General features: G+C 68.2%; 21 protein-coding genes. 9 read left to right on the forward strand and 12 right to left on the reverse strand.

All coding sequences use genetic code 11. The features are described 5' to 3' along the window. The first annotated feature begins 7 nt into the window (after positions 1–7). Together E0H50_RS30320 and E0H50_RS30325 are read left to right on the forward strand one after the other, a co-directional pair. On the forward strand, positions 8–442 hold the full coding sequence (locus E0H50_RS30320) for an EVE domain-containing protein (protein ID WP_131293993.1): 435 nt from the start codon (positions 8–10) through the stop codon (positions 440–442). Between the two features lie 21 nt (positions 443–463). Next, positions 464–1,765 carry an MFS transporter gene (locus tag E0H50_RS30325; protein ID WP_131293995.1) on the forward strand — a complete coding sequence of 434 codons (1,302 nt, stop codon included), beginning with the start codon at positions 464–466 and terminating at the stop codon, positions 1,763–1,765. On the opposite strand, the gene E0H50_RS30330 is transcribed toward E0H50_RS30325, so the two are convergent. Further along, the gene (locus E0H50_RS30330) at positions 1,762–2,205 is read right to left on the reverse strand and encodes a hypothetical protein (RefSeq protein WP_131293997.1); all 444 of its coding nucleotides are present in this window, start codon (positions 2,203–2,205) and stop codon (positions 1,762–1,764) included. The two genes, E0H50_RS30325 and E0H50_RS30330, sit on opposite strands and share 4 nt — an antisense overlap. Before the next feature lie 28 nt (positions 2,206–2,233). On the opposite strand from E0H50_RS30330, the gene E0H50_RS30335 reads away from it, so the two are divergent. Then, positions 2,234–3,520, forward strand: coding sequence for a winged helix-turn-helix domain-containing protein (locus tag E0H50_RS30335; RefSeq protein WP_131293999.1), 1,287 nt, complete (start codon positions 2,234–2,236; stop codon positions 3,518–3,520). Here E0H50_RS30335 and E0H50_RS30340 read toward each other — a convergent pair. From E0H50_RS30340 to E0H50_RS30360, 5 genes are all read right to left on the reverse strand, one after another. Beyond that, positions 3,500–4,702, reverse strand: coding sequence for an adenylate/guanylate cyclase domain-containing protein (locus E0H50_RS30340; RefSeq protein ID WP_131294001.1), 1,203 nt, complete (start codon positions 4,700–4,702; stop codon positions 3,500–3,502). The genes E0H50_RS30335 and E0H50_RS30340 overlap by 21 nt on opposite strands. A 61-nt stretch (positions 4,703–4,763) precedes the next feature. Then, on the reverse strand, positions 4,764–6,008 hold the full coding sequence (locus tag E0H50_RS30345; RefSeq protein WP_131294003.1) for an MFS transporter: 1,245 nt from the start codon (positions 6,006–6,008) through the stop codon (positions 4,764–4,766). Then, a complete protein-coding gene (locus E0H50_RS30350; RefSeq protein WP_131294005.1) occupies positions 6,005–7,369 on the reverse strand; it encodes a GH1 family beta-glucosidase in 1,365 nt (454 codons plus the stop codon). Before E0H50_RS30350 ends, E0H50_RS30345 begins: the two co-directional genes overlap by 4 nt. After that, positions 7,359–7,943, reverse strand: a complete 585-nt coding sequence (locus tag E0H50_RS30355; RefSeq protein WP_131294007.1) for a YbjQ family protein — start codon at positions 7,941–7,943, stop codon at positions 7,359–7,361. The genes E0H50_RS30350 and E0H50_RS30355 overlap by 11 nt, the downstream gene beginning before the upstream one ends. A gap of 27 nt (positions 7,944–7,970) precedes the next feature. After that, positions 7,971–11,135: a penicillin acylase family protein gene (locus E0H50_RS30360; RefSeq protein ID WP_131294009.1), complete on the reverse strand. Its 3,165-nt coding sequence runs from the start codon at positions 11,133–11,135 to the stop codon at positions 7,971–7,973. 140 nt (positions 11,136–11,275) lie between these two features. Here E0H50_RS30360 and E0H50_RS30365 point away from each other — a divergent pair, with 140 nt between their 5' ends. Then, positions 11,276–12,364 carry an aminotransferase class V-fold PLP-dependent enzyme gene (locus tag E0H50_RS30365; protein WP_131294011.1) on the forward strand — a complete coding sequence of 363 codons (1,089 nt, stop codon included), beginning with the start codon at positions 11,276–11,278 and terminating at the stop codon, positions 12,362–12,364. A gap of 79 nt (positions 12,365–12,443) precedes the next feature. Here the strand turns inward: E0H50_RS30365 and E0H50_RS30370 are convergent, their stop codons facing one another. Continuing rightward, a complete protein-coding gene (locus E0H50_RS30370; protein ID WP_131294013.1) occupies positions 12,444–14,693 on the reverse strand; it encodes a DEAD/DEAH box helicase in 2,250 nt (749 codons plus the stop codon). Between the two features lie 365 nt (positions 14,694–15,058). On the opposite strand from E0H50_RS30370, the gene soxR reads away from it, so the two are divergent. After that, the gene (soxR, locus tag E0H50_RS30375) at positions 15,059–15,535 is read left to right on the forward strand and encodes a redox-sensitive transcriptional activator SoxR (protein WP_131294015.1); all 477 of its coding nucleotides are present in this window, start codon (positions 15,059–15,061) and stop codon (positions 15,533–15,535) included. Here the strand turns inward: soxR and E0H50_RS30380 are convergent. Beyond that, entirely contained in the window at positions 15,532–16,116 is a 585-nt protein-coding gene (locus E0H50_RS30380; RefSeq protein ID WP_131294017.1) for a TetR/AcrR family transcriptional regulator, read from the reverse strand. The genes soxR and E0H50_RS30380 overlap by 4 nt on opposite strands. A gap of 52 nt (positions 16,117–16,168) precedes the next feature. Between E0H50_RS30380 and E0H50_RS30385 the strand changes: the two genes are divergently transcribed. Next, a complete protein-coding gene (locus tag E0H50_RS30385) occupies positions 16,169–17,149 on the forward strand; it encodes an alpha/beta fold hydrolase (protein WP_131294019.1) in 981 nt (326 codons plus the stop codon). Between the two features lie 163 nt (positions 17,150–17,312). Next, positions 17,313–17,996: a snapalysin gene (snpA, locus tag E0H50_RS30390; protein ID WP_131294021.1), complete on the forward strand. Its 684-nt coding sequence runs from the start codon at positions 17,313–17,315 to the stop codon at positions 17,994–17,996. 118 nt (positions 17,997–18,114) lie between these two features. On the opposite strand, the gene E0H50_RS30395 is transcribed toward snpA, so the two are convergent. Then, positions 18,115–19,146, reverse strand: a complete 1,032-nt coding sequence (locus E0H50_RS30395; protein ID WP_131294024.1) for a LacI family DNA-binding transcriptional regulator — start codon at positions 19,144–19,146, stop codon at positions 18,115–18,117. 213 nt (positions 19,147–19,359) lie between these two features. Between E0H50_RS30395 and E0H50_RS30400 the strand changes: the two genes are divergently transcribed. Then, on the forward strand, positions 19,360–20,439 hold the full coding sequence (locus E0H50_RS30400) for an ABC transporter ATP-binding protein (RefSeq protein ID WP_131294026.1): 1,080 nt from the start codon (positions 19,360–19,362) through the stop codon (positions 20,437–20,439). Between the two features lie 59 nt (positions 20,440–20,498). Here the strand turns inward: E0H50_RS30400 and E0H50_RS30405 are convergent, their stop codons facing one another. After that, entirely contained in the window at positions 20,499–21,449 is a 951-nt protein-coding gene (locus E0H50_RS30405) for a glycosyltransferase family 2 protein (RefSeq protein WP_131294028.1), read from the reverse strand. A 105-nt stretch (positions 21,450–21,554) separates the two neighbouring features. Here E0H50_RS30405 and E0H50_RS30410 point away from each other — a divergent pair, with 105 nt between their 5' ends. Next, the gene (locus E0H50_RS30410; protein WP_165547346.1) at positions 21,555–24,065 is read left to right on the forward strand and encodes a YfhO family protein; all 2,511 of its coding nucleotides are present in this window, start codon (positions 21,555–21,557) and stop codon (positions 24,063–24,065) included. On the opposite strand, the gene E0H50_RS30415 is transcribed toward E0H50_RS30410, so the two are convergent. Both E0H50_RS30415 and E0H50_RS30420 read right to left on the reverse strand, forming a co-directional pair. Beyond that, the gene (locus tag E0H50_RS30415; RefSeq protein WP_131294032.1) at positions 24,062–25,051 is read right to left on the reverse strand and encodes an ABC transporter permease subunit; all 990 of its coding nucleotides are present in this window, start codon (positions 25,049–25,051) and stop codon (positions 24,062–24,064) included. The genes E0H50_RS30410 and E0H50_RS30415 overlap by 4 nt on opposite strands. After that, entirely contained in the window at positions 25,051–25,971 is a 921-nt protein-coding gene (locus tag E0H50_RS30420; protein ID WP_131294034.1) for an ABC transporter ATP-binding protein, read from the reverse strand. The genes E0H50_RS30415 and E0H50_RS30420 overlap by 1 nt, the downstream gene beginning before the upstream one ends. Between the last annotated feature and the right edge of the window lie 43 nt (positions 25,972–26,014).

The raw sequence follows: 26,014 nt of genomic DNA on the forward strand, positions 1-26,014 counted from the left end.
TGGGTGCATGAACGATGTGAACAGAGCCTGGCTGGGTGTGGTCTCCGCGGACCACGCCCAGCGGGCCGTCGAGGGCGGATTCATCCAGCTCAACCACGGCAAGCGGTACGGCGTCGCGCGGCTCCGTGAAGGTGACGGGTTCGCGATCTACTCCCCGACCGAGCGCTACCGGTCGAAAGAACCGCTGCGGGCGTTCACCGCGCTCGGGGTGGTCGCCGACGCGGCGCCGTACCAGGCCGAACCGATGTCGATGGGTGAGCGCGGCATGATCCGGCCGTGGCGGCGGCGGATCGAGTTCCTGCCCGTCCACCGCGCGGCGCTCCGCGACCTCGACCTGAAGCTGACCCGGGCGCCGAACTGGGGCTACCAGCTCCGCCGCGGCCTGGTCCCGCTCGAACCGGACGATTTCGGGATTCTTCGGGACGCCATGTCAATTTCCTGAGCTCGCGTCCGACGTACGGGTATGACGACGACATTCAGGCGGTTGCTGATCAACACGTTGGTGGCGAACGTGACGACCACGTTCCTGAGCTTCGGCTTCGCCTTCTGGGTGTACCTGGTGACCCACTCGGTGCTCGCCGCGTCGCTCGTCTCCGGTGTCTCGATGCTGATCGGCGCCGCCTCCGGAACGATCTTCGGGGCGGTCGTGGACTCGCACCGCAAGAAGACCGCGATGGCACTGTCCACCTCGATCACCGGCGTCGCCTTCGCGCTCGCCGGCGTCCTGTACGCCGTCGCCGGCCGGCAGCTCACCGACTGGCACGGGCCGTGGTTCTGGGCGTTCACGCTGCTGGTCCTGGTCGGCAGCACGGCCGGTCAGCTCCGCAGCATCGCGCTCTCGACCGCGGTCACGCTGCTCGTCCCGGCCGATCGCCGCGACAAGGCGAACGGTCTCGTCGGCACGGTCAACGGCGTCGCGCACCTGATCACCAGCGTCCTCAGCGGCCTGTCGGTCGGATTCGTCGGCATGGGCGGCACGGTCGCGATCGCGGTCGTGTTCACCGCCGCCGTCCTCGTCCACCTGCTGCTCGCGATCCACCTCGACGAGCCGCGGCCGGAGCACCACGACCGCACCCGGATCGACATCCGGAGCGCCTGGCAGACGATGCGCGCCGTACCCGGACTGCTTCCGCTGGTCCTGTTCAGCACCTTCAACAACCTGATCATGGGCGTCTTCATGGCGCTGATGGACCCGTACGGGCTGAACCTGTTCTCGGTCCAGTCCTGGGGCCTCGTCCTCGGCCTCACCAGCATCGGCTTCATCGCCGGCGGCGCGCTCGTCGCCCGCTTCGGCCTCGGCCGTTCGCCGCTGCGGCTACTGATGCTGGCGAACGTCGCGATCGCGATCGTCGGCCTGGGGACGGCGGCGCGCGAATGGCAGTCGCTGCTGGTGCTGGGCATGTTCGGGTTCATGCTGGTGATCCCGGTCGCCGAGGCGGCCGAGCAGACCATTCTGCAGCGGATGGTCCCGTTCGAGAAGCAGGGCCGGGTGTTCGGTTTCGCGCAGAGCATCGAGACCGCCTCCACCCCGATCGCCGCCTTCGCCATCGGCCCCGCGGCCCAGTTCCTGCTGATCCCCTACATGGACTCCCCGTCCGGCCGCACCACCTTCAGCTGGCTCCTCGGCGAAGGCCAGGCCCGCGGCATAGCCCTGGCCTTCGTCGCCGCCAGCCTCCTGATGCTGATCGTCGTCCTCCTGGCCTTCCTCAGCGCCGCCTACCGCCGCCTGAACCTCAGCTACACAGCAGAACTGGTACCCGCCTAATCGGTCAGCCTGTGGAGGTCGCGTGTGAAGGTTTCGAGTTCCTCCGGCGAGAGGACCATCGAGGTCTCAACCGTCCACGGCCTTAGCCGGTAGCCACCACCGTCCTGCAGTTTGATCCAGAGCACCAGATGATCCGGGCCGAGCGCCGGTCGTGGCCCACGGACGAGCTCCAGCCGCAGCCCGCTGGAAAATCCCCAGACCGCGGAGGAGTTGTTCCAGTCGGGCCAGTTCGCGACAACCTGGTCGAAGAACTGCACGAGACCGGCGTAGTCGTCGTGGAGGTCGAGTCTGCTGGTGGCGGTGAGTTGGCGCGCATGGAGCTCGGCCTGCAGGTACCGGCGCTTCTGTCTCGGCACGTGTTCCGGGGCCTTCTCCGACGGCCAGCGGACGGCGGTCAGGCGGAGGTGCTCGTGGGGGTTTCCGATCGTGGCGGACTGCATGGGCCCAGTGTCCCGCTATGTTCGGGGTATGGCGGCCGTTGGAGACGGTATCTCGGTGGCGGAGTCCCGGCGGGTCGCGCTGGGTGCGCAAGGGTTTGGTGGTGCGCGGCGTGATGTGCGGCGGGCGATTCGGCAGGCCGGCGTGCTGCAGCTGGACTCGGTGAATGTGTTGTGCCGGTCGCATTATCTGCCGGTGTTCTCGCGGGCGGGGAACTACTCGCGGGCCCGTCTGGACGAGCTGAGTTGGGGTGCGAGCCGGGAGTTGTTCGAGTACTTCTGGGGGCACAAGGCCGCGCTGCTCCCGTTGACGACGTACCCGTTGATGCGGTGGCGGATGCGGGCGGCCGAGCGGCAGGTGTGGGATCAGGAGTTGAGCCCAGACCTGGCCGTGCCGTGGTCGGTCGTGGTCGGGATGCGCCGGCTGACGGCGGAGCGGCCCGGGTACGTCGACCAGATCTTGCGGATCGTGACGGAGCAAGGGCCGCTGACCGCGGGCGAGGCGAGTCCGGACGACGTACGGCGGAAGCGGTCCGACCCCGATCCGGACCCGACGACCGGCAAGATGTGGAACTGGCAGGACGCGAAGATCGCGATCGAGTACCTGTTCAGCACGGGCCGGGTGACGATCGCGGGGCGGCGGCACTTCGAGCGGGTCTACGACCTGACCGAGCGCGTGCTGCCCGCCGACGTACTCAACGCCCCGGAGCCGACGGCCGACGAGGCCCGTCGTGAGCTGATCCGGATCGCGGCCCGTGGTCTGGGGATCGCGACGCAGAAGGAGCTCTGCGGCGCGAGCGGCCAGGCGCACTTTCCGTTGCCCGCAGCAACAGGTCGCGAGGTGATCGGCGAACTGGTCGAGGCTGGTGAGCTGATCCCGGTGCGGGTCGAGGGCGTGAAGCAGCAGGCGTACCGCTGGCACGAGGCCAAGGACCGACCGATCGACGCGCAGGCGCTGCTGTCCCCGTTCGACCCGCTGATCTGGAACCGCGACCGCACCCACCACCTGTTCGACTTCTTCTACCGGATCAGCATCTACACGCCGGCCCCACAACGCATCCACGGCTACTACGTCCTGCCGTTCCTCCTCGGCGACCAACTGGCGGCCCGAGTAGACCTCAAAGCCGACCGCCAGACCTCAACGTTGGTCATCCCCACCCTCACCCCCGAACCAGATGCCTCCGATTTCGTGGAGCAACTAGCCACCGAGCTCCAGCTGATGGCGGACTGGCTGGACCTCGAGCGCATCGCGATACCAGCCGACGGACCTACCGCCCGCGCTCTTGCCCGGGCGCTCTCACGCCCGCGGGCCAAGTAAGAGCCAGGCGGGCGTCGGGCCCTTGCCCTTCAGGTCGATCAGGCCGCGCTCTTCGAAGCGGTACCGATCACACAGGCGGTCGTAGACCCGTGCCGAGACCTGGATCGAGCCAGGGACGCCATGGCTCTCCAGCCTGCTCGCCGTGTTGACCGTGTCGCCCCACAGGTCGTAGCTGAACTTGCGCTGCCCTATGACGCCGGCGACGACCGGACCGGTGTCCATGCCGATCCGCAGCCTCACGCCGGTCAGCTTTTGGCAGGCCTCCACCATGGCGAGGGCCATCTCGGCGACGGCCTCGCAATCGTCGTCACGCGGCGTCGGAACGCCACCCGCCACCATGTAGGCGTCGCCGATGGTCTTGATCTTCTCCAGGCGGTAGTCATCGGCAAGCCGGTCGAAGGCAGTGAAGACCTGGTCGAGCAGCTTGACCACTTCCTCCGGCGGAAGCCGGACCGCCAGCGGCGTGAAGTCCACGATGTCGGCGAAGAGCACGGTCGCCTCGGAGAACCGGTCGGCGATGACCCCGTCGTGGCGCTTGAGCCGGGCCGCGACAACGGCGGGCAGAACGTTCAGGAGCAGGCGTTCCGACCGTTCGTGCTCTCGATCACGCTCTCGGACGAAGTACCGCAGCAGCAAGTAGGCGACCAGCGACGGCCCCGTCACGTTCGCGACGAAGAACGCGGTCTGCACGCCATCGGGAATCGCGGCGGGCTCGAGCAGCGGATCGATGGCAGCAGAGACGGCCAGCAGGGCGAGGTATCCGGCGAACCAGGCCACTGCCCCGCGCCCTCCGACGAACAGGACCGCGCCGAGCGACGGCCAGAGGCCCCAGAGCGACACCGCGCTCGAGGCGGCGAACCCGCCGAGCGACCACTGGAGAGCGAACGGGAGCAGAAGCATGAGCGTCAACTGGAACGTCCGGAACGGGACGTAGCGCCGCGTCCGTGCGAACCAGACCAGCGATGGGATCGTCACGACGAGGTAGCCCGCGGGAATCAACGTCGGGATCGGCAGCCCTAGAGCGAGGTAGGTGACGACCCAGAGTGGCGTGAGGACGCAGATGAGGGAGGTCGACAGCACGAGCGTCGATCGTCGGAGACGTTCGTCCTCGGTATCGCCGTCGACGGTGCCGAGCGCTGCGAGCCGCTGGATCAGCGGCGATCGCTCCCGGCGGTTCGTCATGGTCCGGTCACGCCTCTCATCGTGACAGGAGCGCGCGGCCGCACGCCAGAGTCCGGTTGTACTAGCTGACGGAGCGAATTCGGGTGACCAGTACGCCGGCCAGGAGGGTGACTGCGGAGGCCGAGAAGTAGAGGACGGGGTAGCCGCCCAGGTGTTTGACGATGGGGGCGGCGATGGCTGGGGCCAGGACCTGGGGAAGGGAGTTCGCGATGTTGATGACGCCGAGGTCCTTGCCGCGGTTGTGCGCGCTCGGGAGGACCTGCGTCAGGAGCGCGAAGTCGACGGACAGGTACACGCCGAAGCCTGCGCCGAGGATGACCGCCCCGAGGATCGCGCCCGGCCAGGTCGGCCACACGGCGAGTACGACGCCGGCTGTCGCCATCACCCACCCGGACGCGGTGACGAACACCTTGCGCCGGGCGGAGCGATCCGACGCATGGCCGAAGGTGATCGCGGTAACCAGCACACAGACGCTGTAGATCGCCGTCAGGATCAGTACGCCGGTGTCCGGGTCGGCGACACCGACCTCGTCCTGCAAGTAGTAGAAGAGGTACAACGTGCCCAACGCATTGCCTACGTTGAACAGGAAACGCGTCAGCCAGGCCCACCCGAAGTCCGGGTAGCGCCGCGGGCTGATCCAGAAACTCTTCAGAAACTCACCGAGCACGAAGGCCGGTCGCTCCGTCAACGTGGCGTCGCCGCTCCGCAACAGGTACGGCACCACCGACAGCACCAGGAAAACGGCACAGGCGACGTACCCGAGGGTGAAGCTGTCGAACGCGGCGGCCAACGCCGTCCCGACCAAGGCGCCAAGGACCTGGGAGATCGCGACCCACCCGCCGACGACGCCGCGCTGCGCGACCGGCACCCGGTCCGGTACGACGGCTGTCACCGCGGCGAGCAATGCGTTGCCGAAGAGCTGCATCAGGCACCAGCCGAGCAGCATCAACGCGATCGCGTGCGCACCCGACAGGATGCCGAGCCCGATCGCGCCGCCGACGGCGCCCGCGACCACCCACGGAACACGTCGTCCATAGCGCGACGTGGTCCGGTCCGACAATGCACCGAAGGCCGGATTCGCCACCACGGAAACCGCTGCACCGACCCCGGTCACCAGCCCGAAAACGTATTCCTTATTGCCGGGAGCAACAGCTTCGGACTGCTTCGCGAGCAGGACCTGGATCGGCCCGAGCCAGGCCGCGAACACCCCGACGTTGGCGAGGACGACGGCCGCCGTCCAGCTGCCCCGCACCCGGACAGTCGGTTCCGCCAACGCGGACGGCACCACGCCCGGCTCGGGAATCATGGTCGACTCTGGGCAATCACGTCACGCAGCCAGTGGTACGACGCTTTCGGTGTCCGCTGCTGCGTCTCGAAGTCCACGTGGACGAGCCCGAACCGCTGCGAGTACCCGGCCGCCCACTCGAAGTTGTCCAGCAGCGACCACTGGAAGTACCCGCGAACGTCGATCCCGTCGTCCATCGCGGCCTTCAACGACCGCAGATATCCGTCCAGGTAGTCGATCCGCCGCTGATCCGCGACCACACCGTCGACGGGCTCGTCGTTGATCGCGCACCCGTTCTCGGTGATGTAGAGCGGCGGCAGCTTGTCGCCGTACCGCTCCCGGAAGATCCGCAGGGTCTCGCCGAACGCGTCCGGAACGATCGGCCAGCCGAAGTCCGTGGTCGCGTACCCGGGCAACGTCCGCGGCTCGAACGGCAGGCCCGGCGGCAGCAGGACGCCGTCGGTGGCCGCGGTGTCGGCCTGTCCGGTGGCGACGCCGACCGAGACCGGCGCGTAGTGGTTGATGCCGAAGAAGTCGAGCGGCGTCGAGATGACCGCGAGGTCGTCGGCGACCGGGCCGGGCATCGCGTCGCCCAGGCCGGACGGGTACTCCCCGAGCAGGATCGGGTCGGCGAACATCCAGTTGATCAGGTTGTCGTACAGCGCGGCCGCTTCCTTGTCCTCCGCACTGTCGCTCGCGGGCCAGGTCGGCGCGTGATTGGAGGCGATGCCGATGCTCGGAGCGCCGGCCGCCCGGAGCGCCTGCACGGCTCGGCCGTGGGCGAGCAGCTGGTGATGCGCGACCGGGAGCGCGTCGAACAGCAACTCCTTGCCGGGGGCGTGCGCGCCTAACGAATAGCCCATCAGCGTCAGCACCATCGGCTCGTTGATGGTGATCCACATCGGCACCCGGTCCGCGAAGTGCGCGGCCAGAATTCCGGCGTACTCCGCGAACCGGTCGGTGATGTCGCGGGACAGCCAGCCGCCGGCGTCCTCGAGCGGTTGCGGGGTGTCCCAGTGGTACAGCGTCGGCGCCGGCTGGATCCCGGCGCCGAGCAGCGTATCGATCAGCCGGTCGTAGAAGTCCAGGCCGGCCGCGTTGCCCGGCCCGCTGCCCGACGGCTGGATCCGCGGCCAGGAGAACGAGAACCGGTAGGTGTCCACCCCCAGCTCACGCATCAGCGCGACGTCCTCGGCGTACCGGTGATAGTGGTCGCACGCGACCGCGCCGGTGTCACCGCCCAGGATCCGGCCGGGCTCGGCGCAGAACGTGTCCCAGGTGGAGGGACCGCGGCCGTCCTCGGCCACGGCACCCTCGATCTGGTACGCCGACGTCGACACCCCCCACCGGAAACCCTCCGGAAACTTGAGGTCAGCCGTCATTCGCATCGTCCTCGTCGGGAGTGCTGTCCTTGGGTCGCGGCGCCTCGACCTTGCGGACGACGACCGCCGTACCGTAGGCCGCCACCTCGCTCATGGTCTGCGCGATCTCGTTGCAGTCGAACCGCATCGCGAGGACCGCGTTGGCTCCCATCTGCTGCGCCATCTGGCACATCCGCATCACGGCGACGTGCCGCGACTCGGCCAGCATCTGGGTGTACTCCGGGATCTCGCCGCCGCCCAGCGACCGGAAGCTCGCGGTGAAGTTCGATCCGAAGTTCCGGCTCCGCACGGTCAGCCCGAAGACCTCGCCGAACACGTTTTCCGCGATGTACCCGGGCAGGTCGTTCATGGTCGAGACCAGCACCGGGTACGGCGATCCCTGCGGAGCGACATGCGGCACGTTCGACGGCGCCGGCTGGTAATTGCCCTGCTGACCGTAGCCCTGCTGCGGCGGCGGCGGCCCCTGCTGATACCCCTGCTGCTGCGGCGGACCTTGGTACCCGGGCGGCGGGCCCTGCTGGTAACCGGGCTGCTGCGGCGGATACGGCTGGTTCGGAGGAAAGTTCTGGCTCATGCCCTAATCCTGACAGGCCATGGGGCATCACCATCTGAAGACTTGCAGCTCATAGAGTGAATACCCGTACGACGTCGCGCGCTGCGTCCCCGTCAACCGCACGTACCGGGCCGGTACGGCGCCGAACCGGACCACATCCTCCCCACCGTCACCGGCCGTCGTCGCGTACACCTGCTGCCAGGTCGACCCGTCCCGCGACACCTCCACGCGGTAGCTCTTCGCGTACGCCGCCTCCCACCGCAGGACGACCCGGCTGACCGTCTGCTCGTTGCCGAGGTCAACCTTCAGCCACTGCGGGTCGGACCAGTCACTGGCCCACCTGGTGTCGAGCTTCCCGTCGACCGCGTTGGCCGGCGGAGAGTTGTACCAGCCCTTCTCGTAACTGCTCGCGGTCGCCGTCTTCCCGGCCGCCAGGTTGCTGACGTCGTCACCGCGCTTCGCCGGGAACTCGATCACCTGCTGGTACGTCGGCCGGTTCACCCACGCGATCCGGTCCTGCGTGATGCCGCCCATCGGGTTGTGCGCGATCTGGTCGGCGCAGAACTGGTCGCCCGCGGAACAGTCCGCCGTCGCCGGGTACGTCGTCGACGCCGGCACCTTGGTCGCCGCCAGCAAGGTCTCGGTCAGGGTGCTGCGGCACGCGGCCAGCGACCCGGCACCGCAGTACGTCACCGGCTGATCGGTCTTGACCGGGTCGCCGAGGACCTTCCGCAGGTCGCGCTGGACGAAGCCCCACCAGCCGCTCTGGAACGCGGATCCCTGCGCACTCGGCCGCTCGTCGATCTTCAGGTTGGCGGTCAGTGCTCCGTACAGATCCGGTCCGAGGTCCTTGAACTGTGCAGGGACGAGCAGCGGCCACCAGGCGTCGAGGATGCGGATGGCGTCGGCATTGTCGTAGGTGCGGGATGCGGCGTTCGGAGTCTTCCGGTGGGCGCCGGCCTGGTCCCAGGCAGTCAGCTTGGCGACGGCGTCGGCAACGGCCGGATCCGTGATCGGCGCCGACTTGAGGACTCTCAGGAGATAGGGCAGGACCTGGTCGCCGCGGAGGTCGACCGTCGCCGCGTCCTCCATCGCCTCGACGAGCTTGCCGCGGGTGAACTTCTGGCCGTTGTCGATGACCGCCTTGATCCGGTCGTCGAGCGGCTGGCTCCGGTAGACCGCGTTGTAGCCCCACTGCCCGTCCGACGCGGAGAACCCGGGCGCCTGCTTGTTGTTCCAGCTGGTGAGGTAGTCCTGGTTCACCACCTGCGGATGCTGGGCCGGCGGTGTGTACGTCGCACGGTTCGTGGCCGGGTTCCAGCCCTGCCACTCGTACGAACTCCAGGACGGCAGATTCGGGTCGGCGCCGGACGCGCGGACCGGGTTGTCGCCGGAGTTGAAGTACGCGATCGAGGTCTTGTCGGTGTAGAACCAGTTGAACGTGTACCCGATGTTCGCCGCGGCCTTCTGGAAGTCGGCGGCGGAGTGGATCTTGTCCGGGTCGTTGAACTGCATGAACCCGAGCGCCGACCCCGCCTCGTTGCCGTACGTCGACCGGTTCTTCGTGAACAGCACCGGCTTTCCGCCGACCGTTCCGCGGTGCGTGACGATTCCGTACTTGGTGCGCAGGGCAACCAACGTGTACGACCCGGCAGGCTCCGACGAGCCGAGGCTGGCGTACCACGCGTTGTGCCGTTCGAGCCGCTCGATCGGCACGCACTGGCCACGGAAAACGTAGTACTGCGAGGTCTTGGTCGGCGTCCCGCCGTTCGGCTCACACAGCGGTACGGCGAACGTGTCGGTGATGTCCTGCCCCGCGGACGTGGCACTCCACGAGTAGTCGGGGCCGCGGCCGATCAGCGTGTAGAAGTTCAGCCCGGCGAACGCGATCCCGCGCGAGCTGACCCCGGGACCCTGCAGTTCCTGGCGGAGCAGCAGTTGCGGGGCGAAGTACCCGGTCTGCGGACCGTAGACGGCGATCGGGTTGCCGGACTGCGTGTGCGCGCCGGAAACCAGCAAGGCGTTCGACATACCCTTCTTTCCGAAACCTTCCGGAAAGAGTCCGCCGTCGAAGATTCCGCGCAGACTTTCCGCGTTCTTCGGGGCCGGCTTCGCGGTCGCCGTCTTGTCCACCGTCTGGTCGATCACCTCAGGCTCCGGAGTGACCGAGCCGCGGTCCGGCAACGCCCGGCCGGCCGGGTTCGGGCCGGTGGTTCCGTACGGGAACGTCGTACCGTTGTGCACCGTCGTACTGGCTTCCGGGTCGTTCTGGGAACGGAACGACTCCCACACCTTGGTGCCCTGGGCAACGCCATACTTCGCCTGCGCCTCGAGGAGTGCCAGCGCGGACGTGACCTCGGCGCCGCCGCCGGTGCCGAAGATGCCCGCGACCACGGCCGCGGTGGCGACCACGTCGGTCACCTTCCAGTGCGGCGTCGGCCAGTCGAGACCGAGGGCGACGTACTCACCGGGGTACGCGATACCGACCGTGTCGATGTAGTGGTTGACGCCGTCGACCCAGGCCTGGATGTCCTGCTGCATCTTCACGCCGTCGGCGCCGTACAACTCGTCCGCGTCGTCGAACTGCCGCTGCAGATCCGCCTCGGTGTACGGCGCGGTCCGCCAGAACTCCTGCTCGAACGCACGGTTCGCCGCCGCACCGCCCGCGAACGGGGTCAGCTGGCCGCGCCCGAGATGCCGGAACACGTCCATCACGAACAGCCGGTCCTGCGCTCCGGCGTACCCGGCGCCGAACATCGTGCCCAGCCGCGTGGTGCCGGTGATGTGCGGGATCCCGCGCGACTTGTCGCGGACGATCGTGACGTCGCTGCGCGGCTGCACAGTGCTTGCCACGTCACCAGGTTTCACTCCGAACGACGAGTCGTCGAAGTACGGCGCGAGGCCGGCGTCGGTAATGCCCTGGGAGTTCCAGACCAGGTCCTGGTACGGCTTCACCGTGTCGCTGAAGTGCGCCGGCCGGAGCCCCAAAGCCTTGAAAGCAAGGAGATCCGTGAAGGTCGCGTTGCCGTTCTGGCCCGGCGGCAGGATGTCACGACATTGCTCGAGGCAATAGTCCGTGGGGCTCGCGGCAACAGCCTGCACCGCCGTTCGGGGCGCGGCCTGGGTCGGCGCGGGCAGGGCCGCGAGCACACCGGTGACGGCGGCCGCGGCGAGGATCGTACGAAGGCGGGTTCGGAGTGCGGGGCGGAGCACGGTTCCCTCCTCAGGTCGGTAAAAGTGAGAATGACTCACGAGTAGCTTCGGGTCAATAACTCGGCAGAGGATGTCCGGGGATTCCTCTACCCACAGACTCTCGCCAATTGCAGTCCGTGACCACTACGCTCGGCAACACCATGAGCATCCACGATCGTTATCGATTGAGTGTGGTGATCAATGCCAAGGGGACGTACACCCCGCTGGGGGTGTCGAGGAGCTCCGACGGGGTGGCGGCGGCCGTCGCACAGGCGTTACCTGAATTCTTCGTGATGGACGAGCTCGGCGACCGCGCCAGCGAAGCCATCGCCCAAGTGACCGGCGCCCAGGCGGGCGCCGTCGTGCACTGCACCGCGGCCGGCATCACGCTCGCGGTCGCGGCCACCATGACCGGCGGCGACCCACGCCGTACGGCGGCGTTGCCGGACGCAACGGACATGCACAACCGCGTCGTCCTGCCGGCCTGCCACGTGGTCGACTACGGGCACTCCAACCTGCAGGGCATCCGGCTCGCCGGCGCGCAGGTCGACCTGGCCGGCGACGAGGACGCGTGCACGATCGCCGACCTGGAGGCCGAGCTCGACGGTCCCGACATCGCCTGCCTGATGCTGGTGTCGTCGCGGTTGACGGCGGGTGAGCCGATCGATCTCGTGGCCGCGGTACGGGCCGCGCACCGTCGCGGCGTACCGGCGATCATCGACGGCGCGGCGCAGTTCCCGCGGATCGCGGACCTGCTCGCGACCGGCGCGGATCTGGTGCTGGTGAGTGGCCAGAAGTACCTCGGCTCGCCGACGGCCGGGATGGCGGCCGGGACCTGGGCGCTGGTGCAGGCGCTGCGGGCGCAGGAGAAGGGCATCGGGCGGGTGATGAAGCCGACGAAAGAGGCGATCGTCGGGGTTCTCGCGGCGCTTGAGGAGTGGCAGGCGTTCGACCGGGTGAAGTGGGAGGCGGACGAGCTCGCCAAGGTGGACGCGTTCGTCGCCGCGGTCGAGCGGATCCCGGGCGTCACGGCCGAGGTGGTCCCGGACCCGACCGGTCTGCAGGTGTCTCGGGTCCTGCTGCGGGTGCCCGACGCCAAACGCGTCGCCACCGAACTCGAGGCCGGCACGCCGCCCATCTATGTGATGACCGACCGCATGGCCGACAACGAACTGATGCTCGAACTCATCCCCCTGGACCCCGACGAGATCGCGACCGTCCTCGCGCGTCTGTGGGCCGTCCTCACCTGAGGCGCTGCACACAAAACGGTGGGCTGACACAGGTCATTTCCTGTGTCAGCCCACCGTTTGTTGTGTATCAGTACTGGACTCAGTGCTGGTAGGACTTGCCGTCGCTTCGGCGGCCGCCGTTGCCGTTGCGGCGCGGGCCGTTGCCGCCGCGGCTGTCGTGGCCGCGACCCGGGCGGGTGCTGCCGAAGCGCTTGCCACCGCCCTTGTTGAAGCGCTGCGGCTTCGGGGCCGGCAGCTTCACCGGGTACCCGGACGGCTTGCTGCCGCCGGTGAGCTCGGTGACCAGCTCGTCGCCCGGACGCGCCCGGACCGGCTCGGCCTTCACGCCGGCCGACTCGGCCATCCGGATCATCCCGCGACGCTGGTGCGGCAGAACCAGGGTGACGACCGCACCCTTGCCCCCGGCGCGCGCCGTACGACCGGCGCGGTGCAGGTAGTCCTTGTGCTCCGCCGGCGGGTCAGCCTGAACAACCAGGCCGACGTCGTCGACGTGGATACCGCGCGCCGCGACATCCGTTGCCACCAGCACCGGAACCGAACCGTCCTTGAACTGGTCCAGCGTCCGGTTCCGCATGCCCTGGGTGAGGCCGCCGTGCAGAGCCGCCGCCATCACGCCGCGGTCCCGCAGCTGCGTCGCGATCCGGTCCGCACCCAGCTTGGTCCGGACGAACACGATGGTCCGGCCGTCACGGCTGGCCAGCTCGGCGGTCAGCGACTGCTTGTGCGCCGGCTCGATCACCAGCAGGTGGTGCTCCATCGTGCTGACCGAGGCCTGGCCGGACTCGGTCGAGTGCTGCACCGGGTCCTTCAGGTAGGTACGCACGATCTTGTCGACGTCATTGTCCAGCGTCGCCGAGAACAGCAGGCGCTGGCCTTCCGCCGGCGTCATGTCGAGCAGCGTGGTGACAGCCGGCATGAAGCCCATGTCGCACATGTGGTCGGCCTCGTCCAGGACCGCGACCTCCACGGCGCCCAGGTCGGCCGCACCCTGCTCGCACAGGTCGATCAGGCGGCCCGGCGTGGCGATCAGCAGGTCGACACCGCGGCGAAGCGCGTCGATCTGCTTCGGGTACGGGAGACCGCCGGCGATCAGCTTCAGCGACACGTTCATCACGTGCGCGAGCGGCTCGAGGGCGTCGTGCACCTGCATCGCGAGCTCACGGGTCGGCACCAGGATCATGCCGCGCGGACGGCGCGACTCGGTGTGACCGCCGGACAGCCGCATCAGCGTCGGCAGACCGAAGCCGAGCGTCTTACCGGAGCCGGTCTGACCGCGGCCGAGCACGTCCTTACCGGCCAGCGCGTCCGGGATGGTCGCGGCCTGGATCGGGAACGGCGTGGTGATCCCGTCCCGGGCCAGCCGCTGCACGAGCCGCGGCGCGAGGCCGAGCGCGGCGAACTGGTTGTCTTCAGCAACAGTACCGAGATCCACCGGCTGCTCCGCCTGCTCGCTCCGCCGGTCGTCCCGGTTGTTCACCCGCTCATCCCTCCGAAAACTCTTGTTGTCCCGCTCGCTGTTGTAGCGCGAACGCTCACCCTGCGAACGGTCATCCCGCCGGTACGACGAGCGGTCGTCCCGGTTGTACGACGGACGCTCGTCCCGGTTGAACCGGGGGCGCTCGTCGCGGTTGCCCTGCGAACGGTCATCGCGGTTGAAGCGCGAACGGTCGTCCCGGTTGTAGGAGGAACGCTCGTCGCGGTTGTACGACGGACGGTCGTCCCGGTTGAACGACGGACGGTCGTCCCGGTTGAACCGCGGACGCTCGTCACGGTTGCCCTGCGAACGGTCATCGCGGTTGAAGCGCGACCGGTCGTCCCGGTTGAACGACGGACGGTCGTCCCGGTTGTACGACGGACGGTCGTCCCGGTTGTACGACGGACGGTCGTCGCGGTTGAACCGCGGACGCTCGTCACGGTTGCCCTGCGAGCGATCGTCGCGGTTGAAGCGCGACCGGTCGTCCCGGTTGAACGAAGAACGGTCGTCGCGGCTGAAGCGCGGACGCTCGTCACGGTTGCCCTGCGAACGGTCATCGCGGTTGAAGCGCGACCGGTCGTCCCGGTTGAACGAAGAACGGTCGTCCCGGTTGAAGGACGGGCGGTCGTTGTACGTCGGGCGGTCGTCGCGGTTGCGGTTGGGGCGCTGGCCGCGGTCGGTGCGGGGCTGTTCGGAGCGGTAGCCCTTGACCGGTGCGTTGTCCGCGCGCGGTGCTTCGTAGCTCGGGTCCGCCGCGAGGCGTTCGCCGTACGACTGGTTCTGGTGTTTCTTGTGCCGTGGCTTCTTGATCCGCCCGTCGGCGGACTCGGGGTCGTGCTGGTGGTGCTGGGTCACGCAAACTCTCTCTCGGATTCACGGACGAATAGCGCCGGATCGCAGCCGCACGGGAGCGCCGGTCACGAACATGACCGGACAACAACGTGCTCAGCAGGAGACGGGCATCGACCTGCGGGTGCTATCGCGTTGCACCCATGTCGCCGGACTTTCAGCGGATGCCGAAACCGACGGGTCGGAGCGCCTGGGAACATCTCTGGTGACGCGACGCGCGCACCGACACCCCAAAAGTATAACCGATCGTGACCACCTCCCCGACCACAGACCCGACCCCGCACCCGACCGCCAGACCACCCCTCCAACTGGTCTTTCCCCGCACTTCAAGCAAGGTTGAGTTTTTGGGACGGGGTTCTAGGGTGGCGGGTATGGGAGAGGAGAACGTCCCCAGCAAGGAGCACTGGCTCTCGATCGGGGAGATCGCGCATCGGTCCGGGGTGGCGGCGTCGGCGTTGCGCTTCTACGAGGACCAGGGCCTGATCGCGTCCCGGCGGACGGCCGGTAACCAGCGGCAGTACCAGCGGAGCACGCTGCGGCGGATCGCGTTCGTGCAGGCGGCGCAGCGGGTCGGTCTCGCGCTCGCGGAGATCAAGCAGGCACTGGATTCGCTTCCCGAGGACCGTACGCCGACGCGCGCCGACTGGAGCAAGCTGTCGAAGACCTGGCGCAGCCGTCTCGACGAGCGCATCGCCGAGCTCGAACGCCTCCGCGACGACCTCGACTCCTGCATCGGCTGCGGCTGCCTCAGCCTCCAGCGCTGCAACCTGTACAACAAGGAGGACCGCCTCTCCACCCGCGGCCCCGGCGCCCGCCTCCTCAACGTGGGCATTCCCACCGAGGCCTAGGACAGCAGGCCGCGCTCCACCACGTCGACGAGGAGCTCGGCGGCGGCTGCGGCGTCGTACGCCGGATCAGCGAGCGACTCGGAGACGATCGCGTCGATTCCGCCGCCGATCAGCAACGCGGCGGACCGCACATCCAGCTCCCCCGTCAGCCCGCGAGCAGCACGAGCCGCCGACACCAGCGCCGCGACCACCGACCAGCGCGCCGTCGAGTCGGTCAGCGACGCATCGGACGTGATCGCCTCGATGAGCATCCGCACATGCCGCGGCCGCTCCCGGAGGTGCCCGACCATCGACCGGATGTACGCCGCGGGGCCGTCCGCCGGCCCTGCCGCCTCGACCGCCGCGCCGACCGTTGCCACCAGCCCCGACAGGACGTGCTCGTGCGCAGCCTCGACCAGCGCCTGCTTCGACCGGTAGTGATACAGCACGCCCGCCTTCGTGATCCCGGCCTTCTCCGCGATCCGCCCGAGCGATGAAGCGGCGTACCCGTGATCGGCGACCAGCTCGATCGTGACGTCGATCAGCTGCGCCCGCCGGGCCTCTTCGGTGAACGTCAGGTTCCGGCCGCGCGCTGAAGGCATGACCTCAACTTACCGTATGGTGGGATCACCTACCGATCGGTTAGGAGAAGTCATGACCAAGAACCCACGCCGCCGCAAGCGCACCCTGATCGCGCTCGGTGTCATCGGTGCGCTCGTCGCCGGCGCCGCCTTCGTCCTCCGCACTCCGTCGCCGGTCGGCCATTGGAACAGCGCGGACGGTTTCGACGACTACCGCTCGAAGTACGACGCCGCGATGCGGGACCTGCCCGCGCCGACCGCGGTACGGGACATCCGCACGGACTTCGGACTCGTCCGCGTCTACCGGTACAACGGAGCGAAGCGCGGACTGCACCCGCTGGTTCTGCTGCCCGGTACGTCGTCGGGTACGCCGGTGTGGGCCGACAACCTGAAGTCGCTGCTCGAGATCACCGACGTGTACGCGATCGACCTGCTCGGCGAGCCGGGCATGAGCATCCAGGACAAGCCGATCACCTCCGACGAGGACAAGGCGGCCTGGCTGAACCAGACCCTGGCGGCGCTGCCGGAGAAGCGGTTCAACCTCCTCGGCCTGTCCATCGGTGGCTGGACCGCGATGAACCTCGCCGTCCGCCGTCCGGACCGGATCGCCACGGTCACCACCCTGGACGCGCCCTTCGTGTACGACGGCCTGCCGCTGAAGACCGTGATTCGATCGATCCCGGCCGCGGTGAAGTGGCTGCCGCGGTCCTGGCGGGACAGCTTCAACTCCTACACCGCCGGCGGCGCCCCGGTGGAACACGTCCCGGTCGCCGACATGATCGAGTCCGGCATGAAGAACTACACGATGCGCCAGCCGCAGCCGCACCGCATCACCGAGTCACAGCTGGGCGCACTGCCGATGCCGGTCCTCGCAATCATCGCGGGCCGCTCGGTGATGCACGACCCGCCGAAGGCGCGCGGTACGGCGGAACGCGCGCTCCGGACGAAGACCGTCGTGCTGTACCCGAACGCTTCGCACGCGATCAACGGCGAGTACCCGGACCGGATCGCCAGCGACCTGAAGACATTCCTCGAAGCGCACGACCAGTCATAACCCGACTGCTATGTCCGGCATAGAACGGGCGACCCGATACGCGGGTTAACCCGAGGGTTTTGCGGGAAGCGATGCGGAAAATCGGGACTCTTGGGAGCATCCGAAGGTGGCGATCGGTAATCTGCCCGTCGCTATCCGCCACCGATTCGGAGTGAGGCCCTCCATGTCGCATCGCCGTATCCTCTCCAGCCTCGCGGGGCTCGCCGCCGCCGCGCTGGCTGTCCCCGCGCTGGCAGCGTCCCCCTCGACTGCCGCGCCCGCCGTCGACTCGCACGGCTCCACCGCCACCACCCGCGCGGCGTACGTCGGCTCGCCGCAGGACGAAGCCGCCACGAAGGCGTTCTACGACGCCGTGATGAAGTCCGCGAAGGCCAAGATGGCCCAGCAGGCGAAGTCGGGCCGCAAGGTCACCGCGGTCACCGTCACGTACGCCGTCGACGCGCCGACGTTCGCGTCCCAGATCTCGTCCAGCACGCAGATCTGGAACTCGTCGGTCAGCAACGTGAAACTCGTCGAGGGCAGCAACTACGACTTCTACTACACCGAGGGCAACGACTCGCGTGGTTCGTACGCGTCCACCGACGGGCACGGCAGCGGCTACATCTTCATCGACTACGCCCAGTCGGAGCAGTACGACAAGACCCGGATCGTCGCCCACGAGACCGGCCACGTGCTCGGCCTGCCGGACCACTACTCCGGCCCCTGCTCCGAGCTGATGTCCGGCGGCGGCCCCGGCCCGTCCTGCACGAACGCGTACCCGGACTCGACCGAACGCTCCAAGGTCAACCAACTCTGGGCGAACGGCAAGACCGCACTGCCCGGCGCAGCGTTCCACACCGCTCGCTGACCGACCTCCGGCCCGGAGCCACCCGGCAGGGGGCGGCCTCCGGGCCGGAGCCCTTCTTTGTGCACCCACCAGCCACTTTTCCGCCCCGGAAATGGTCGGTGGGTGCACAAAGTTGCGTTCAGCGGGCTGGGCCGGTTGACGCGCGGACTACTAGTTCTGGGCGGAACAGGAACTCTGTGTGGGGTGTGGCGTGGCCTCGGACCTCTTCCAGTAGGGACTGGACTGCGGCCAGGCCCATCGCCTGGACGGGCTGGCGGATCGTCGTCATCGGCGGGTCGGTGAACTCCATCATCGGCGCGTCGTCGTACCCGACCACCGAGACCTCACCCGGAACCGAGAGGCCCCGCTGACGGGCCGCGCGGATGACGCCGAGGGCCATCATGTCCGAGCCGCAGACGACCGCGGTGACCTCGGCGTCCAGCAACTGCCGGCCGGCGGCCTCACCGCCCTCCACACCGAACATACTCAAGGCGACCATCGGGTCCAGGTCCTCGTCGGACAAGCCGAGCTGAGCCTTCATCGAGGTCCGGTACCCGGCCAGCTTCCGCTGGACGACGATGAACCGCTCGGGCCCGGACGCGAAACCGATCCGGCGGTGCCCGAGAGCCACCAGATGCGTGACCGCCTGCTCCATCGCGGCGTACTCGTCCGACGACACGAACGGCGCCTCGACCGACGGCAGCCAGCCGTTCACGAACACCACCGGCAGCCGCCGCTCGACCAGCGCCTGGTACCGCTCGTGGTCCGCGCCGGTGTCAGCGTGCAGGCCGGAGACGAAGATGATCCCGGAGACGCCGCGCTCGAGCAGCATCTCGACGTACTCCTCCTCGGTCGCGCCGGACGGCGACTGGGTGCACAGCACCGGGGTGTACCCACGCTGCGACAGCGCCGACTCGATCACCTGGGCGAACGCCGGGAAGATCGGGTTGATCAGCTCCGGCATCACCAGCCCGATCAGCCCCGCGGACCGGCGCCGCAACCGCGACGGCCGCTCGAACCCCAGTACGTCGAGGGCGGTCAGGACGGACTGTTTCGTGTCCTCGGCGACCCCCGGCTTCCCGTTCAGCACCCGCGAGACCGTCGCCTCACTGACCCCCGCCTTGGCCGCGATGTCCGCCAGCCGTGCTCTGCTGCTGCTCACGCCCGGCACTGTACCCAGGCGCTCCTGACTTTTCAGCAAGATCCTGCAAGAACTTGCAGACTGCGCAGTGGTGTCCACTACGTGAACAGAACACGCACGTCACACGCCGTAGACCTTGTCAGGACGAGTGGGGCCGGGCGAGGATGGGCCAACTCCCCCGCCCGGGGGAACCTTTACTCGGATCGTCCGGCACGTTCCTGCCGGTGAAGGGAAAGATCAGTCATGGCTACTGTGTCGTTCAAGGCGGCAACCCGGATCTACCCCGGTGGTGACACCCCCGCCGTCGACAAGCTCAACCTCGAGATCGAGGACGGCGAGTTCATGGTGCTCGTCGGCCCGTCGGGTTGCGGCAAGTCCACCTCGCTCCGGATGCTCGCCGGCCTCGAAGAGGTCAACGAGGGTTCCATCTACATCGGCGACCGCGACGTCACGCACCGTCCGCCGAAGGAGCGGGACATCGCGATGGTGTTCCAGAACTACGCGCTCTACCCGCACATGTCGGTCGCGGACAACATGGGCTTCGCGCTGAAGATGCAGGGTGTCTCCAAGGAGGACCGGGCGAAGCGGGTCGGCGAGGCCGCCAAGCTGCTCGGCCTGGAGGAGTACCTCGACCGCAAGCCGAAGGCACTGTCCGGCGGTCAGCGTCAGCGCGTCGCCATGGGCCGCGCCATCGTCCGTAACCCGCAGGTCTTCCTGATGGACGAGCCGCTGTCGAACCTCGACGCCAAGCTCCGGGTCCAGACCCGCACCCAGATCGCCGAGCTGCAGCAGCGTCTCGGTGTCACGACCGTCTACGTCACCCACGACCAGGTCGAGGCCATGACGATGGGCGACCGGGTCGCGGTGCTCAAGGACGGTCTGCTCCAGCAGGTCGACACCCCGCTGAACCTGTACGACAACCCGAAGAACAAGTTCGTCGCGGGCTTCATCGGTTCGCCGGCCATGAACCTGCTCACCGCGGACATCACCGAGGGCGGCGCCAAGGTCGGCGACTACGTCATCCCGCTGCAGCGCTCCCTGCTGGACAAGGCCGGCAGCGACAAGACCCTGACCGTCGGCGTTCGCCCGGAGGCCTTCAAGGTCGCCGACGAAGGTCTGCCGGTCAAGGTCGCCGTGGTCGAGGAGCTCGGCGCCGACGCGTACCTGTACGGCACCGCGGAGCACAACAACGAGCACCAGCAGATCGTCGCCCGGATCGACGCCCGGATGCCGGTCGAGAAGGGTTCGACCATCCGCCTGGCGGCCGTGCCGGACAAGCTGCACCTGTTCTCGACGTCCACCGAGGAGCGGCTCACCGCCTGATCCTCAGCAGCAGCTGTTACCGGCCCCGGGTGGTTCGTCCACCCGGGGCCGGTGTCATTTCAGCTGCTCCGCTCCAGCCGGTCCGCCGGGTCCATGTTGGTCTGCTTGAGCAGGTAGTGCGGGCGCTTCTTGGTCTCGTAGTAGATCCGGCCGATGTACTCGCCGATCACGCCGAGCATCACCATCTGCAGTCCGCCGAGGCCGGTGATCGCGGCGATCAGCGTGACGTACCCGGGCATCTCGACCCCCTGCACGATCGCGGCCACGATCACCCAGATCGCGTACCCGGCGGCGACCGCGGTGAGCAGCAGACCGACGTAGATCGCCATCCGCAGCGGCTTGTTGTTGAACGACAGCAGCCCGTCCAGCCCGTACTCCAGTAACCGCCGGAACGTCCACCGGCTCTTCCGGTCCGGCGGCGGTTTCACGTTGTCGTACTCGAACAGGAGCGACTCGAACCCGATCCAGGCGAACAGTCCCTTCGAGAACCGGTTGTACTCGTTCAGCTCGAGCAGCCCGTCGACCGCGCGCCGGGACAGCAGCCGGAAGTCGCCGACCCCGTCCATCAGCTCGACGTCGGCCCACCTGTTGATCAGCCAGTAGTACGCCCGCGCCGCCAGCGTCCGGGTCGCCGGGTCGCCGGTCCGGTTGCGGCGCGCGATCACCTGGTCGAACCCGCGTTCGTACTCCGCCAGCATCCGGCCGATCAGCTCCGGCGGGTGCTGCAGGTCCGCGTCCATGATCACCACGGCGTCGCCGGTCGCGTACCGCAGGCCGGCCAGCATCGCGGCCTCCTTGCCGAAGTTCCGGCTGAACGACAGGTACCGGACCGATTCGTCGGTCGCTGCCAACTCGACCAGGGCCTCGAGCGTCCCATCAGAGGAACCGTCGTCGACGTACACGATCTCGTACGGCCGGCCGGTCTCCTCGAGCTCGTGGCTGAGCGCCTGATGGAACCGCGAGATCACCTCGACCTCGTTGTAACACGGCACCACCAGACTCAACCGCATCGTCGTCCCCATCCGCCCCGTACGTCGACCGTGATGCGATTCTTGTCCAGACCAGAACTACCCGCTAGCTTTGGCGACCGGGTGAGCGGAGCGAAGGGGCGGCCAATGGCTTCCGAGGACAGTGCTGATGGAGGGACTGTCCGGCGACGATCGGCGTTACTGCCGGCCGTCGTCGCAGCTGTCGTGGTGGCGGCGGTGTTCGCCGCCTCCGGAATCATCCGCGGTACCTTTCCCTTCGGTTCGCTGTCCCGCAGTACCAACGATCTTGGCACCCAGTACATCCCCTTCTTCGCCCATCTCTGGGACGTCCTGCACGGCCAGGGCCAGGGCGACCTGCTGTTCAACTGGCAGAGCGCCTTCGGCGTCGGCTTCCTCGCGGACGTCGGGGTCGATCTCGGCAGCCCATTGTCCCTGCTGGTGGGTCTGTTCCCCCGCGACCAGATCGACCTCGCCGTCTACGTCGTCACCACGCTGAAGCTGAGCCTGGCCGCGGCCGCCATGGCCGCCCTACTTCTCAAGATGCGTCCTGGACCCCGTTGGGTTGCAGCGATCCTGGGAGTCTCGTACGGCGTCTGCGGCTGGGCACTCGACGACGGAGCCTACGTGCCGATGTGGCTGGACGGTCTGATCGCCCTGCCGATGTTCTTCCTGGTCGCCGAGTGGTCACTCCGCCGGACCAACCGGGTGCTGAGTGTGCTGGTGGTCGCCGTCTTCTGGCTGTCCAACTTCTACACCGCCTACATGGCAACGATCGCGGGTGGGATCTACCTGCTCGCCCGGCTGCTCAGCAGCGACCTCAGTTGGTCGCTGCGCCTCCGGTCGGTCGTCCGGCACGGCGTCTCGTTCGTGCTCGGGATGGCCTTGGTCGCGCCCATCCTGCTACCGATCATCACCACCAACCGCGCCGCAACGCCGTCCCCGTCCGGGATCTTCCACGCCTCGGCGATGGATCTGTTCCTGTCCCGGCTGCTGCCGCTGTCCGAGGGCGTCGGCCGGACCGCCAGCCTGTACGTCGGAACAATCGCCCTGCTGCTCGCGCTGACGATGCCGTTCAACAAGTTCGTGCCGTGGCTGTCGAAGGTCGTGTGGGTGATCACGATCGGCGCTGTCGGCTGGTCGTTCCGGTGGGCGCCGACGCAGGAGGTCTGGCACGCGTTCGACACCCCCAACGGCAGCCAGTACCGCGAGGCGTTCGTGCTCTGCGGGCTGCTCGTCGCGGTCGCGTGGGTCTCGGTCTCGTGGAAGTTGCCCGGTCCGGTCGCCCTGCTGGGCGGTGCGGTCCTGCTGGCGTTGATCGTCGTACTGTCCGACGGCAGTCCGCTGCTGACCGAGCACTGGCTGGAGGTGCTGATCGCGTCCGCGGCGGTGACGTTGATTGCGTTCGGCACCATTTGGACGGTGCGCCGGTTCCCGCGGACGCGGCGGGTGAAGTGGCCGGTCGTTGCCGCGTTCGCCGTACTGCTGGTGGTTGTGGCGGTGGAGACCACCTGGACCGCGGTGATCACCGACGAGCGTCGATCCAAGGTGCTCAGCACTTCGGCCGTGGCATGGAACGACCAGCAGACCACGCGGTACGACGCGCTGCGGGAGGTCGACGGCTGGCCGGCGTACCGGACCGAGCCGGGGACGTCGATCACACCGAACGATCCGATTCTGCTCGGCGGGCAGGGCGCCGGCCTGTACAGCAGCCTGTTGCCGCACTCGGTGAACGAGATGATGACGTCGCTCGGCTTCGGCTGGTCCGGGTACGGCCGCGCGGCGCGCACGCTCGACAACCCGGTGACCGACGCGATCTTCTCGGTCGGCGCCCGGATGCGGCTCGTCGACGGCAACCCGAAGATCACCCGGGCGACCGTTCCGCCGCTGGTCACGGTACGGCGCCGGCTCGACGCGGCGGTCCCGGCCGACACCGACGCCCCGAACGCGTACGCCGCCCAGGAGCGCCTGCTCGGCGCCAAGGTGTACGACGTCCCGGAGTACAAGGGCACCCGGTTCGCGACCGGTGACGTCAAACTGGTCGCGGCCTGCACGCCGGGAAGTACGGCGTACCTGTACATGCCGCGGGTCGGCGGCCGCGCCCGGCTGGCCGACGGCGAGTGGCACGAACTGAGCTCGACGCGCCGGCCGGGGATCAACACCAGCAGCGCGATGATCGGGCTCGGCACCGTACCGGCGACCGGGATCGTGCTGGTCGAGGTCAACTTCGGCGAGGCCCCGCAGGGCATTCCACCGCGGAACGCGATCGGCTGCCTCGACCAGCAGGCGTTGCGCAACGCGGTCAAGAAGCTGCGGGCGACCGGGGCGACGGACGTGGACACGAGCGGTCACTCCCTGCACGCCACGCTGCCCGCGGGCAGCAAGGGCTGGGCGGTGCTCGGCGTACCGAAGATCGATGGCTGGACCTGCAAGGTCGCCGGCGGCAAGTCGCAGACTCCACGGGACTTCGGCGGCCTGATCGCCGTCCCGCTGACGGGTACGGCGGACCGGGTGGACTGCACGTTCGTGCCGCCAGGGCTCCGCCGCGGGCTTGCGGTCGGTGCGGCCGCCGCCGTGGCCACGCTCGGGATCGCGTTGATCGGCGCGCTACGACGACGGCGGCACTCCAGGCTTGCCTAGTTGACGTCGCGGCGGTGGAAGACCCAACCGCCGAGGAGTACCAGGACCACGGTGAAGATCGCCAGGTACCAAGCGCCGTGCTCGAACGAAAGCGTTTTCTGCACGTAGTCGCAGAGGTAGCTGCCGTCCGCACCGGTCTTGCACTCCGTCACGTAGTACTGCGCGTCGTGCCGGACGAAGGCGTCGAAGTTGAGTTTGATCAACCAGGGCTGGGCTTTCTCCAGGAACGCCGCGAAAACGCCTTCCGCCAGCACCAGGTACGCCATCACGACACCGATCGCGGCGGCAGTGTGCCGGAGCAGCAGTCCGACGATGCAACCGAGCGCGGCGGCCAGGGCGGTCGTCAGCACGGCACGACCGCCGATCGCGGTGAGATCACCCCAGACCTTCCCCGTCGTATTCGAGGAATCACCGAGTCTGGTGACGATCACGAACGTTCCGAGAAGTATGGACGCCAGCACCACGGCGGCGATCGGCACGAACCCGGTCGCGGCCGCGAGCAGCTTGCTGCCGTACACCCGCAGCCGGCGCGGCTCGAACGTCAACCAGTTGCCGATGGCACCTGAACTGAACTCGGCGCCGAAGAAACTGGCCCCGATCAGGAACGCCGCGAACGCCAGGAAGTACGACGAACCCTGCAAGAGCTCCGGCATGATCTCGGCGAAGATCGTCGGCGGTTTGCCGAAGTCCTCCGGCCGCGGCTCGGGATAGGTGCACATCTCCTCGAGCTTCGGCTTCGGGTCGGGCTGCTTCGCCCAGTCCGCCTCGCACAGCCTCAGATTCTCGGCCGAGTGGTCCACCCAGTCCTTGTGCGCCATCTCGTACTGCTGCTGCGCCTGCAACTGCTCGGCGGCGGACAACGGCCGCGCCTCGAAGTAGGTGGCGACCAGCAGCAGGATCGTGATCAGGAACAGGCCGACGAGACCCGCCGCCGTCAACCGGCGCGCCAGCAACCGGCGGAGCTCGACCTTCGTCAGGCGGATCATCAGAGCCCCTCGCCTTCGGTGAGCTCGAGGAAGACCGACTCGAGGTCGGCGCGGACCGGCACCAGCTCGGACACGTACAGCTCCTGATGGGCGAGGCGACGCGTCACGTCGGCGGGATCCGGTGCGCCTTCGACGAGCAGATAGTTGCCGTCGGCACGAACCGTCATCCCGGCGGCGGTCAGGATCCGGGTCGCGGCCTCATGGTTGTCGACAGCAACCTTCACTGTTGGCGCCGTACCACCGCCGATCACCTCCGCGACCGTGCCGGACGCGAGCAACCGGCCGTGGCCGATGATCGACACCGTATCGGCGACCTGCTCCACCTCGGCCAGGATGTGGCTACTGACCAGGACCGTCTTGCCCTGCTCGCCGAGCCCGCGCATGGTCTCGCGGATCTCCCGGATACCGGCCGGGTCGAGACCGTTGGTCGGCTCGTCGAAGATCAGCAGGTCAGGCTCCTTGAGCAACGTGGCTGCGATCGCCAGCCGCTGCTTCATCCCCAACGAGTAGGACCGGAACCGGTCGTTGCCACGCTCACCGAGCGACGTCTGCTCGAGCACCTCACCGACCCTGGTGCGTGGTGCGCCGATCGCCTCCGCGAGCAGTTCGAGGTTCTTCCGCCCGGTGAACGCCGGAAAGAACTTCGGCGACTCGACGATCGCCCCGATCCGCCCCACCACCTCCGGCAGCTTCGCCGGCACCGGCTGGTCGAACACGGTCATCGTCCCCGCATCAGCACGCACCAACCCGAGCAGCATCCGGATCGACGTCGTCTTCCCCGACCCGTTAGGACCGAGAAACCCGTGCACCCCACCCGCCGGAACCTCCAGATCCAGCCCCTGCACAGCCACCACCTTGCGCCCCCGCAACGTCCGGTACGTCTTGCGCAACCCCCGCGTACTGATGGCCACGTCGGACATCCCCACCCCTCTCGTCCCATGTCGTCCCTGAGCAGACGCACAG

It is taken from the genome of Kribbella sindirgiensis (assembly GCF_004331435.1).
Taxonomy (GTDB): Bacteria; Actinomycetota; Actinomycetes; order Propionibacteriales; family Kribbellaceae; genus Kribbella; species Kribbella sindirgiensis.

What these genes read in the sequence shown, in the direction of transcription:
- E0H50_RS30320 (WP_131293993.1), top strand. Translation starts at nt 8, where the DNA reads ATGAACGATGTGAACAGAGCCTGGCTGGGTGTGGTCTCCGCGGACCAC.
- E0H50_RS30325 (WP_131293995.1), top strand. Translation starts at nt 464, where the DNA reads ATGACGACGACATTCAGGCGGTTGCTGATCAACACGTTGGTGGCGAAC.
- E0H50_RS30330 (WP_131293997.1), bottom strand. Translation starts at nt 2,205, where the DNA reads ATGCAGTCCGCCACGATCGGAAACCCCCACGAGCACCTCCGCCTGACC.
- E0H50_RS30335 (WP_131293999.1), top strand. Translation starts at nt 2,234, where the DNA reads ATGGCGGCCGTTGGAGACGGTATCTCGGTGGCGGAGTCCCGGCGGGTC.
- E0H50_RS30340 (WP_131294001.1), bottom strand. Translation starts at nt 4,702, where the DNA reads ATGACGAACCGCCGGGAGCGATCGCCGCTGATCCAGCGGCTCGCAGCG.
- E0H50_RS30345 (WP_131294003.1), bottom strand. Translation starts at nt 6,008, where the DNA reads ATGATTCCCGAGCCGGGCGTGGTGCCGTCCGCGTTGGCGGAACCGACT.
- E0H50_RS30350 (WP_131294005.1), bottom strand. Translation starts at nt 7,369, where the DNA reads ATGACGGCTGACCTCAAGTTTCCGGAGGGTTTCCGGTGGGGGGTGTCG.
- E0H50_RS30355 (WP_131294007.1), bottom strand. Translation starts at nt 7,943, where the DNA reads ATGAGCCAGAACTTTCCTCCGAACCAGCCGTATCCGCCGCAGCAGCCC.
- E0H50_RS30365 (WP_131294011.1), top strand. Translation starts at nt 11,276, where the DNA reads ATGAGCATCCACGATCGTTATCGATTGAGTGTGGTGATCAATGCCAAG.
- soxR (WP_131294015.1), top strand. Translation starts at nt 15,059, where the DNA reads ATGGGAGAGGAGAACGTCCCCAGCAAGGAGCACTGGCTCTCGATCGGG.
- E0H50_RS30380 (WP_131294017.1), bottom strand. Translation starts at nt 16,116, where the DNA reads ATGCCTTCAGCGCGCGGCCGGAACCTGACGTTCACCGAAGAGGCCCGG.
- E0H50_RS30385 (WP_131294019.1), top strand. Translation starts at nt 16,169, where the DNA reads ATGACCAAGAACCCACGCCGCCGCAAGCGCACCCTGATCGCGCTCGGT.
- snpA (WP_131294021.1), top strand. Translation starts at nt 17,313, where the DNA reads ATGTCGCATCGCCGTATCCTCTCCAGCCTCGCGGGGCTCGCCGCCGCC.
- E0H50_RS30400 (WP_131294026.1), top strand. Translation starts at nt 19,360, where the DNA reads ATGGCTACTGTGTCGTTCAAGGCGGCAACCCGGATCTACCCCGGTGGT.
- E0H50_RS30405 (WP_131294028.1), bottom strand. Translation starts at nt 21,449, where the DNA reads ATGCGGTTGAGTCTGGTGGTGCCGTGTTACAACGAGGTCGAGGTGATC.
- E0H50_RS30410 (WP_165547346.1), top strand. Translation starts at nt 21,555, where the DNA reads ATGGCTTCCGAGGACAGTGCTGATGGAGGGACTGTCCGGCGACGATCG.
- E0H50_RS30415 (WP_131294032.1), bottom strand. Translation starts at nt 25,051, where the DNA reads ATGATCCGCCTGACGAAGGTCGAGCTCCGCCGGTTGCTGGCGCGCCGG.
- E0H50_RS30420 (WP_131294034.1), bottom strand. Translation starts at nt 25,971, where the DNA reads ATGTCCGACGTGGCCATCAGTACGCGGGGGTTGCGCAAGACGTACCGG.